This window comes from Chloroflexus sp., from assembly GCF_034434295.1.
Taxonomy (GTDB): domain Bacteria; phylum Chloroflexota; class Chloroflexia; order Chloroflexales; family Chloroflexaceae; genus Chloroflexus.
On the sequence record NZ_DAOTZQ010000091.1, the window covers coordinates 22106 to 31159 of the forward strand.

A 9054-nucleotide genomic window follows, 5' to 3' on the forward strand; every position below is an offset into this window, starting at 1 on the left:
GATACCTTACTCCTCGTCGGATGCGGTCGTCTCTTCCGCACCCCGACTCTGCAACAGAACATCTCGACCGTAAAAAATGTGTTCGCGCATCATCGCGCGGGCGCGGTCACCATCACCGAGCCGCAGCGCATTGAGGATACTGCGATGGAAGAAATTGGAAATTTGACGCTGCTCAGGCTGATACCAGTAGAAGGAGCGAAACTGCAACGGAACCGCCACGATCTGGTTGAGCATCGTAATCAGGCGTTGATTCCCGGCAGCCTCGGCAATGGTCTGATGAAAAATCGCATTGTGTTCAACCAGAAAATGCACTTCGTCCTGACGCCGCTCGAAGGTCAGCGTAAGTGACTGTTCGAGGGCGGTTGCCGCCATCTCCATACGGGCAAGCTGTTCGGCGGTAATCCGCCGGGCAGCCAGATACGCTGCGTGTCCCTCAAGCAAGGCGCGCAAATCATACATCTCGATCAAGTCATCAACGGTAAAACTACGCGCCACAGCTCCACGATTGGGAAAAATCTGCACCAGCCCTTCAGCGGCGGCGCGCACCAACGCCTGCCGCACCGGAGTCCGGCTCACGCCAAGGTCTTGCGCCAGCCGTTCTTCGATCAGGCGGGAGCCGGGTGGATAATGCCCCTCTATTAACAGTCGACGCAGCCGCTGGTAGACCTGGTCGGCAGACGTTTCTTCAGTTGTATACAATTTATTCATTACAATAAATTGTAGTAGTGTGCCATAAACAACGGTCGTTAATAATGACCAAAATAGCCCAATATAATCAGCTAAATGCTATACTAAACAGTTATAATATCTATACCATTGGAATATTGTATACAATATAACAGAATGGCCGTGCCTTGTCAAGCGATGATCGAATACAACACCGGTCCTTTGATTGGTATAATGCGGGGCAGCACGCAACCATCACAACCCGACGAGCGCATCTATGAATTGTACCCGTCCGCCCATTGCCGTTGTTATCCCAACCTATCACGCACTACGCTTTCTTCCGGCATGCCTGAGCGCTATCCAGGCCCAGATACTTCCCCACGATGAGATTGTGCTGGTTGACAATCATTCACGTGATCGGGCTGGGGATTGGGTACGCAGATATTTTCCGACCGTCCGCGTCATTTCATTGCCGTACAACGCCGGCTTTGCCGGTGGCGTCAATGCAGGGATTGAAGCGACACAGACCGATCTGATAATGCTCATCAATGACGATGCGTTGGCCGAGCCGGGTTGTGTTGATGCGCTCTGGACAGCCCTGCGTGATCATCCGCAGGCGGGATGGGCAGCGGGAGTGTTGACCTTCAGCCGCCGGCCACAGATCGTTGCCGGCGCCGGGATTCGGTTTCACGCCGATGGGATTGCTACCGACCATGCCCTTGGTGTGGCAGTAACCCAACTGCCGACCAATCCTCAACTCATCTTCGGTGCCAGTGGTGGGCTAGCCCTGCTGCGGCGGACGATGATCGCCGATACCGGCATGTTTGCCGATTTCTTCAGTTACCTGGAAGATGCCGATCTGGCCTGGCGCGCCCGTCTGCGGGGTTGGGAGTGTGTGCTGGCTCCCACCGCTCGTGCCCGCCATGTCTACTCGGCAACTGCCGGCATGTTCAGTCCGCTCAAACAGCGCTTGCTCGGCCGCAACCGGCTGCGCATGGTGATCCGCTGCCTGCCCACGCCACTCCTCCTGGCCTGCCTGCCGTCGATCCTGGTCTACGATGTGCTGGCGATCACCTATGCTGTGCTGCGTCGGCAACCTGATATGCTGGCCGGCAGACTCATGGCGCTGGCTGAATGGCAACAGCTCTTGCACCAGCGCCGATACATTCAAGCGCACCGCACGGCACCGCTCGGCGAACTGGCACGCTGGATCGAACCGCCGCTGGGTCTCGTCGGTACGTGGCGGGTGCGTCGGCAGTTGGGGGGAGGAGGAGGTAGGAGATAGGAGATAGAGATAGGAGAGAGAAGATAGGAGAATAGAAGTTAGCAGGGGGAGGGAGAAGAGAGGCAAGAAGCGATAGAGCGTGCCGTGTGGCTCTACACCGGCAGCATATACGCTGGCGACGTAGCAGGTTGCCAGTTGATAGATTAGGACATACCTGTCATCATACAGCTTTACACGGCGTATGATCCACCTTCTAATCAAGCATAACCTGGATACTATTGCCGGGTCGATAATCCTCGCATCGACTAAAGATGATGACGCTGTTAGGATTGAGTTGTGGCTGAACAACCGCCAGCCACGGATGCTCGTGGTAGGTTACGATCAGGCTGGTAAGCAGCCAGAAGGGCAATTTACCGCTCACTATTACTCCCCGTTGTCGATCAAGCTGTGGTACCGTCAGGTCTGACAAATCATCGTAATCGAGATACGGTTCTAACAGATGCGCTTTCAGCATGGTATAATCCTGCTCTTCTCTGGTCTGCCAGCGAATAACATCAGCCACGGGTTGTGGCAAACGCTGCAGGGATTGGGCCTGCGCCCAACCGAGCCGGGGATCGAAGAGGGAGAATGGCGCAGGGGCAGTGTGGCCTGCCAGTGCTGCATAGAGCCAGTTTGGGCCACGTCCATAGATAGCAAGGGGCGCTTTTGCCGGAATACTATCCAGAATCTGTGGAAGATCAGGTGGTATCCATCTCCGCTGCGTTGCCTCTGCCCACATCTGCCTGGCAAGCCGATCAAGATCAACTACGAGTTCCGCAGGCGCCCGCTGCAAATGCTGCTGCACCAGTTCAGCCTGGTCGTAATGCATCAGGCGGGCAAGCCGGTTGGCCAACGCCTCTACTACTATCCCACCGGTCGGGGCATTCCGTTCAAGGCCACTAATCACCCCACGCAGCACCGGTTTTTCAACCTCAATCTGATCGCTTCCGTGCAATTCTGAGTGCAATTCTGCAACAATAATCAATCCATATTGCTCAACACGGTTACGCCATTCGTTCATTCCCTGCGAGTTGCCTGAAAGCACAATCGCGTGTGTACACCTCTGAATAATCCGTTCCTGATCGAGCGTAGGCCGTCCTCCTGCATCCACCAGCAGCGGCAAGTGGCGCTGTTCTATATCGCGACAAACCCGATCAACAAACGTCCGATCAAATGCCCCTTTCTGCCGTAGTAAACGCACCTGATCGGGTGTTGACTCCTGGCTCCAGTCACCTTCACCATCAGGACATGCACGCAAGACATAATGGGCAATGCCTCGCTGACGAAGGTACTGCGTGAGCAGGTACGTCAAAACGGATTTACCACTGTGAGGAGGGCCGCCGATCAGCACTGCGGGAAACGTGTTCATCTCTCCATCCAAACCCCAAAGAATGATGCTACAATAATCATCATCATTATTGCCGATATTTAATAGATATGCCAGACATTGTTTTGCCAACAGAACCGTCGGCTGTTCTTGTTGCCACCCTCGGTGGACAACCGCAAGTTGTTACCTTTGCTCTGGATGCGCTCCTCGCCCGTGGTGAAACCATTCAGGAAGTCTACATTCTTCACCTTGCACTCACCAACGAACGCACTCTTCAGGCATGGCAGCGGCTACAACGAGAATTTGTCGATGATTACTATGCTGGTCGACGTTGTCGGCTGCGGCAAGTACCCATTGGTGCAAACGGTAGCGAATTAACCGACATCCGTACCACAACTGATGTCGAAATCGCTTTTCAGGCCATTCGCCAACTCATCGTTGATCTGAAAACGACCGGACGACGGCTCCATCTCTGCCTGAGTGGTGGTCGGCGCATGATGGCGCTCCTGGCAACCTCAATTGCAGCACTCTACTGTGACCACCAGGATCGACTCTGGCATATGCACACCCCCGAAGCCACCTTACAGCGTGTCAGAGACGGTGCCCAGATGCACGTTCAGCCCACCGATGGGGTGTCGCTGATTCAGATTCCGCTCACACCCTGGGGTGCCTACTTTCCCGGCCTCCGCCTGCTGGCCCAACCCGACTCCCGCTCGATACAAAATCAGCTACAACGCTTCCTTATTGACGATCCACGCTGTCAGCAGGTCTGGGATCGTCTCACAACCCGCCAGCGCGATGTCTTGCAGGCGTTTGCGAAGGGATTACGTCCGGATCAGGTTGCCGATCAGCTCTCGATCTCATTAAGCACCGTTAATTCCCACAAAACCGCCATCCTGGCAGAATGCCGCATTGCCTGGAATATCTCTGATGCAGAATCCCTCGACTACCGGTTTCTCCGCGAGCACTTTGCCGGCTTCGTGGAACGAGTATAGCAGAGTATGTGCGATGAATAATCACAAGGGGTGATGATTGTTTTTCAGTAGCAGTGGTGAGGTGGATGTATGGTGGAAGGAGTAGGATGGGGGGGAGGGGAAAGCGCATCAGATGCCGTTTTCTACACGGGGGGGGATAGTGACAACTCAACCTGCTATTCAGGATCGTTATAAGAGCGATTATTTGTTTTTGCTGGTCGGCACCAACCCCTTACCAAATTTCGTAGCAGCGACGCTCATGTTAAGGCCGCAGGGGCAACTCTACCTGGTTCACTCCGACAAAACCAGGACTGTAGCAGAACGTCTGGCGCGCTACTGGGTTGAAAACCACCCGCAACCACAGTTTGTGTGTGTTGATGAGTCGGATGGCGCTGACATTCGCCGGCACATTGACCATGCGTTGAGATGCATTGGCGATGCTTCTGTTGGCCTCAACTACACAGGTGGCACCAAAATGATGGCGGTGCACGCAACTCAGGTGATACGAGACTACCAGAAACCCCAGCGACCGGTAACCTTGAGTTATCTGGACGCACGCACGAACAGGATGTATATCGAGCACGGCAATGATCCGGCGTTCATGACCGAATCGCTTCTCTACGAGGTACAACCTTCCGTTCAGGATATTGTCAGATTGCACGCATTCAAACTTCAAGAGTCGATTGCCAGGGAAGCGCAGCTTCCTCAACTGGCTACCGTTCTCGCCAGCGTTCACCAAAACCCTGATGCAATTAAGGCGTGGCGAACGTGGTGCGATGAGGTTTTGCGTAAAAACGCCCGTACCCGGAAAGACTACGAATGGGATAAAGAAAGTCTGCTTCAAAACCTGCACATTGAATTGCCGACAGACAAATCTCTGGAAACGGTTGCCAGGCAGATGAGCACCTCTTTTGCCACGAGTGACAGTAACTTTCAACTGCTAGAGGCAGCGCAACGGTCTGGTTTTGCGAAGATCAAACACCTGTGTGAATGGCTAGACGGTAAGTGGCTAGAACACTACGTATATCACGTTCTGAGTCAGATAAAAGCGCAGCGACCTGAAAGTCGAATCCATGACATCGGTATGGGCATTCGTCCGCAGAGCGAATCGGATAGCCCGGAATACGACATTGATATAGGCGTGATGCAGGGATACCGGCTCTACGCCATTTCATGCACAACCGACACAAATCCCGGAATGTGCAAGCTGAAACTCTTTGAAGCGTATATCCGCGCCCGTAACATGGCCGGCGACGAATCATGTGTGGGTCTGGTCTGCATGGTAGATAAACCCGAAAGCCTGCAACGTCAGATTGTACGCTCGTGGGATGCTGAAGACAAGGTGCGCGTGTTTGGCCGTCAGGATATGCCAGATCTGATCAACCGTATGGCTGAGTGGTTTCTCATCGTAGGAAAAGGAAGAAACACATGACCGAATATATTCTGACCGCTATCGACACCACCCAAATCCAGGGGTATATCTTCGGCAGCAACAGACTGCAAGAGAATATCGGCGGCTCTGAACTGGTCGAACGGGCAACCCATCAATGGGTGTACGAGGCGCTTCCTGCTGCTCACAACGTAGAGAATGTGGCTACAGGCAAACTTGATAATAACCGTACCATCGACACCCTGGACGCGGAGGTCATCTACGCTGGTGGTGGCAATACGGTGATTCTGTTCAAGACCATGGATCTGGCACGCGCATTCACCAGTCGCCTGACACGGCGGGTTCTGCGCGAAGCCCCTGGTCTGGAAGTTGTAGTGGCGCACCGTCGTTTTGATTGGACGAAGGAAGCCCTATCACAGGTTGTCAGTACGACGTTAGGTGTTGATCTGGTGCGCAAAAAACATCATCGGACTCCCTCGATGCCACTGCTGGGGTTGGGCGTGACGGTACCTTACGCTTCGACTGGACTGGTTGCATCCCAGATCGTTGAAAAAAAGCCGGTATCTTTGGAAATCAGGGCAAAAAGTGATGCAAAGGTCCAAAATCAGAGTGTGGATCGCCTGACAGCCAGACTGCCGCAGATAAAGAAAGGGAACTGGGAAATTCCGCGCGATTTTGATGATTTAGGAAGAATCAGGGGCGAGGAAAGCTATATTGCTGTCGTCCATGCCGATGGCAACGGTATGGGCAAACGTGTAGAAGCCATCGCCAGGCGTCACAACACACCGGAGCAGAACCGTGATTACATCATTGCCATCCGCACCTTCTCGCAAAGTCTTGAGCGTGCTGCTACTCAGGCGCTGAACAGCGTCGTTGATCTGATGGCAGCAGCCTTTATTGCCGACGATGAACTTGCCAACCGTCATCGCCTGAAATTTCCTATTCGTCCCATCGTGTTTGGTGGTGATGATGTGACGTTTGTCTGCCACGGCAGTTACGGTCTATCACTGGCAGTGCGTTATCTGGAAGCATTTGAGGCTGCAACGAAAAATGAACCGGCTTTCGAGGGCAAAGCAGCGTATGCATGCGCCGGCGTCGCCATTGTCAAGACGCACTATCCTTTTGCCCGTGCCTACCGTTTAAGTGAACAGCTCTGCCGTTCCGCCAAACAGATGTTCAAACAGACAGGGATCGATGGATCGGCCCTGGACTGGCACATCGCAATGAGTGGTATTACCGGTTCGTTAGATGAGATTCGGCTGCGTGAATACACTGTCAGGCACGGCTCGCTCTCTATGCGTCCGGTATTGCTTTACGATTCAAAACAAACTTGGCGTAGCTGGCCGGTCTTTAAGACGTTGCTTGACCAATTCATCGATGAACACGGCGAATGGTTTGACCGCCGCAGTAAAGTGAAAAGCCTCCGCGAAGCCTTACGTGCAGGACCTGACAAAGTACAGGAATTTCTTCATACATATCAACTCAGGCAACTACCTGTTGCCCATTCGCTCAATGTTTTGGGTTACGAAAAGAGTGGTTGGGCAGGTGACCGTTGCGTGTACTTTGACGCTATTGAGATGATGGATTTCTTTGTAGACCTGCAAAAGATAGTTGCGGATTCTCGCGGGGAACAGGAGGAGAACGCACATGCCGGCGTATAAACTTCAATTCGATCTGCGTTCTGCCGCTACCTTTGGTCGCGGTGATGGTGTTGCCGGTCTGGTCGACGAAGAGGTAGAGCACGATGCTGACGGATTACCGTTTTTGCGTGGCCGCACGTTGAAAGGCTTGCTGGCGGAAGAGTGTGCTAACATCCTGTACGCCCTTGAAGTGCAGCAGCGTGCCGACCAATGGCGTCAGACGGCTTATCGTCTGTTTGGATGGCCAGGGAGCACTATCGCAGATACCGGGATGCTTCGGGTTAGCGATGCGCGTCTGCCTGATTCGCTGCGGGCCGCTGTCAAGATGGCAGTACGCAATGGTGAGTTGTCGGCTGATGAGGTTCTGGAATCGCTGACGGCCATTCGTCGCCAGACCTCGATGAATGAGTACGGCGCTCCTGAACGAGGTAGCCTGCGCTCGCTGCGCGTTGTGTTGCCCGGCACGATGTTTGAAGCGACCCTTGAGTTTGCGGCAGAGCCAGATGCGCAAACACTTGCACTGCTGGTAGCCTGCATTCTGGCGTGGCGACGTGCCGGCACCGGGCGTAATCGGGGGCGCGGTCGCCTGCAAGCACGGTTGATCGACAGCGACGGTGTAGACATTACTGAGCGGTACTTTCGCGTGTTTGCCGGAGAGGTGGGACGATGAACATCATACCCTACCGTGTGACATTACTGGAACCGCTACTGGCAACACGCATTGCCGGTGATCCTAACAGTGGTGTCTCTTATCCGTATGTGCCCGGCAGCCTAGTGCGTGGTGCAGCAGTAGCTATGTATGCGCGGAACAAGGGCATCGTTGCCGTTGATGCGCGTGAAGAGGAAGCCCGACGCCTCTTCTTTGATGGCCGCACCCGCTACCTTAATGCCTATCCTGTCGATGCCGGCGGCAGAAGATCACTCCCCACACCTCGATCATTATTCCACGTCAAGGGCGAGGAGACGCCTGTCTATGACTTCGCTCTCGAAGTGATCGATAACGTGAATGACGAGACGGCACAGTTTGTCAGTGCTGCAAAGGAGTCGCAACCCTTCTGTTGGATAGACGACAGCGATATCTTCTTCATATCCCCGAAACGCCGTATCAATGTGCATACCCAGCGTGATCGCGTAAAGGGTCGTGCGACCGAAGCGAGTGGCGCCGTTTTTCAGTACGACGCGCTGGAAGAGGGGCAAACATTTGCCGGTTGGGTCCTGGTTGATGAGGATGACGATGTTGAACTGCTGTCCTCACTGCTCCGGCACATCTATCGTCTCGGCGGCTCAAGCAACAGCGGCTATGGACGGGTTACCGTTGCAGTGGATGCACCACAGAATGTTCAGACGTGGCGAGAGATACCCAAACAAATCGTTCCAATCCATGCTGGCAAGACGTTCGTTGTCACCCTGCTGAGCGACACTCTGGTACGCGATCCGAACACCGGTCAATATACCTGGAACCTGCAACCGGCACTGCAACAATTGCTCGGCGTCGAAATCGATCACGTTCACCCGATTGCTGGCGAGGAAGAGCAGCGCAGCGTCTGGCGACTGGAGGAAGTGGGTGGGTTCAATCGGGCATGGGGCTTACCGTTACCACAAGCGCAGGCAATTGCCGGGGGCAGCGTCTTCGTCTTTCGCGCCAGAGCAATTATCCCGGCCCAAACTCTTGCTGGCGCTGAATGGCATGGTATTGGCGAGCGACGGGCTGAGGGTTTTGGCCGTCTCGCATTCAACTGGCAGACTGAGACGCAGTTGATCAGGGTGGATCCTCCGGCGGCGAGTCTGATTGA

At 54.3% G+C, this 9054-nt stretch carries 8 protein-coding genes; 6 read left to right on the plus strand and 2 right to left on the minus strand.

The window, feature by feature from the left end:
* Positions 1-6 precede the first annotated feature (6 nt).
* Positions 7-708, minus strand: a complete 702-nt coding sequence (locus tag VAE57_RS12925) for a GntR family transcriptional regulator (RefSeq protein WP_322822286.1) — start codon at positions 706-708, stop codon at positions 7-9.
* 235 nt (positions 709-943) lie between these two features.
* Here VAE57_RS12925 and VAE57_RS12930 point away from each other — a divergent pair, with 235 nt between their 5' ends.
* Positions 944-1951 (plus strand): glycosyltransferase family 2 protein, encoded by a 1008-nt coding sequence (locus VAE57_RS12930; RefSeq protein WP_322822287.1) that lies wholly within the window; start codon positions 944-946, stop codon positions 1949-1951.
* Positions 1952-2144: 193 nt separating this feature from the next.
* Here VAE57_RS12930 and VAE57_RS12935 read toward each other — a convergent pair whose 3' ends face one another.
* Positions 2145-3299 carry a CRISPR-associated protein Csx3 gene (locus tag VAE57_RS12935; protein WP_322822288.1) on the minus strand — a complete coding sequence of 385 codons (1155 nt, stop codon included), beginning with the start codon at positions 3297-3299 and terminating at the stop codon, positions 2145-2147.
* 68 nt (positions 3300-3367) lie between these two features.
* Here VAE57_RS12935 and VAE57_RS12940 point away from each other — a divergent pair, with 68 nt between their 5' ends.
* The 5 genes from VAE57_RS12940 to csx10 all read left to right on the plus strand — a co-directional run.
* Positions 3368-4252: a CRISPR-associated ring nuclease gene (locus tag VAE57_RS12940; protein WP_322822289.1), complete on the plus strand. Its 885-nt coding sequence runs from the start codon at positions 3368-3370 to the stop codon at positions 4250-4252.
* Positions 4253-4391: 139 nt separating this feature from the next.
* Positions 4392-5663 (plus strand): Card1-like endonuclease domain-containing protein, encoded by a 1272-nt coding sequence (locus VAE57_RS12945; protein ID WP_322822290.1) that lies wholly within the window; start codon positions 4392-4394, stop codon positions 5661-5663.
* Positions 5660-7282, plus strand: coding sequence for a Cas10/Cmr2 second palm domain-containing protein (locus VAE57_RS12950; RefSeq protein WP_322822291.1), 1623 nt, complete (start codon positions 5660-5662; stop codon positions 7280-7282). The genes VAE57_RS12945 and VAE57_RS12950 overlap by 4 nt, the downstream gene beginning before the upstream one ends.
* The gene (locus VAE57_RS12955) at positions 7269-7931 is read left to right on the plus strand and encodes an RAMP superfamily CRISPR-associated protein (protein ID WP_322822292.1); all 663 of its coding nucleotides are present in this window, start codon (positions 7269-7271) and stop codon (positions 7929-7931) included. The genes VAE57_RS12950 and VAE57_RS12955 overlap by 14 nt, the downstream gene beginning before the upstream one ends.
* On the plus strand, positions 7928-9054 hold a 1127-nt coding region (gene csx10, locus VAE57_RS12960), incomplete at its 3' end, for a CRISPR-associated RAMP protein Csx10 (RefSeq protein WP_322822293.1). The genes VAE57_RS12955 and csx10, both read left to right, overlap by 4 nt.

Bases quoted from the DNA above. Each gene is read 5' to 3' on its own strand.
- VAE57_RS12925 (WP_322822286.1), bottom strand. From the start codon at position 708: ATGAATAAATTGTATACAACTGAAGAAACGTCTGCCGACCAGGTCTAC.
- VAE57_RS12930 (WP_322822287.1), top strand. From the start codon at position 944: ATGAATTGTACCCGTCCGCCCATTGCCGTTGTTATCCCAACCTATCAC.
- VAE57_RS12935 (WP_322822288.1), bottom strand. From the start codon at position 3,299: ATGAACACGTTTCCCGCAGTGCTGATCGGCGGCCCTCCTCACAGTGGT.
- VAE57_RS12940 (WP_322822289.1), top strand. From the start codon at position 3,368: ATGCCAGACATTGTTTTGCCAACAGAACCGTCGGCTGTTCTTGTTGCC.
- VAE57_RS12950 (WP_322822291.1), top strand. From the start codon at position 5,660: ATGACCGAATATATTCTGACCGCTATCGACACCACCCAAATCCAGGGG.
- VAE57_RS12955 (WP_322822292.1), top strand. From the start codon at position 7,269: ATGCCGGCGTATAAACTTCAATTCGATCTGCGTTCTGCCGCTACCTTT.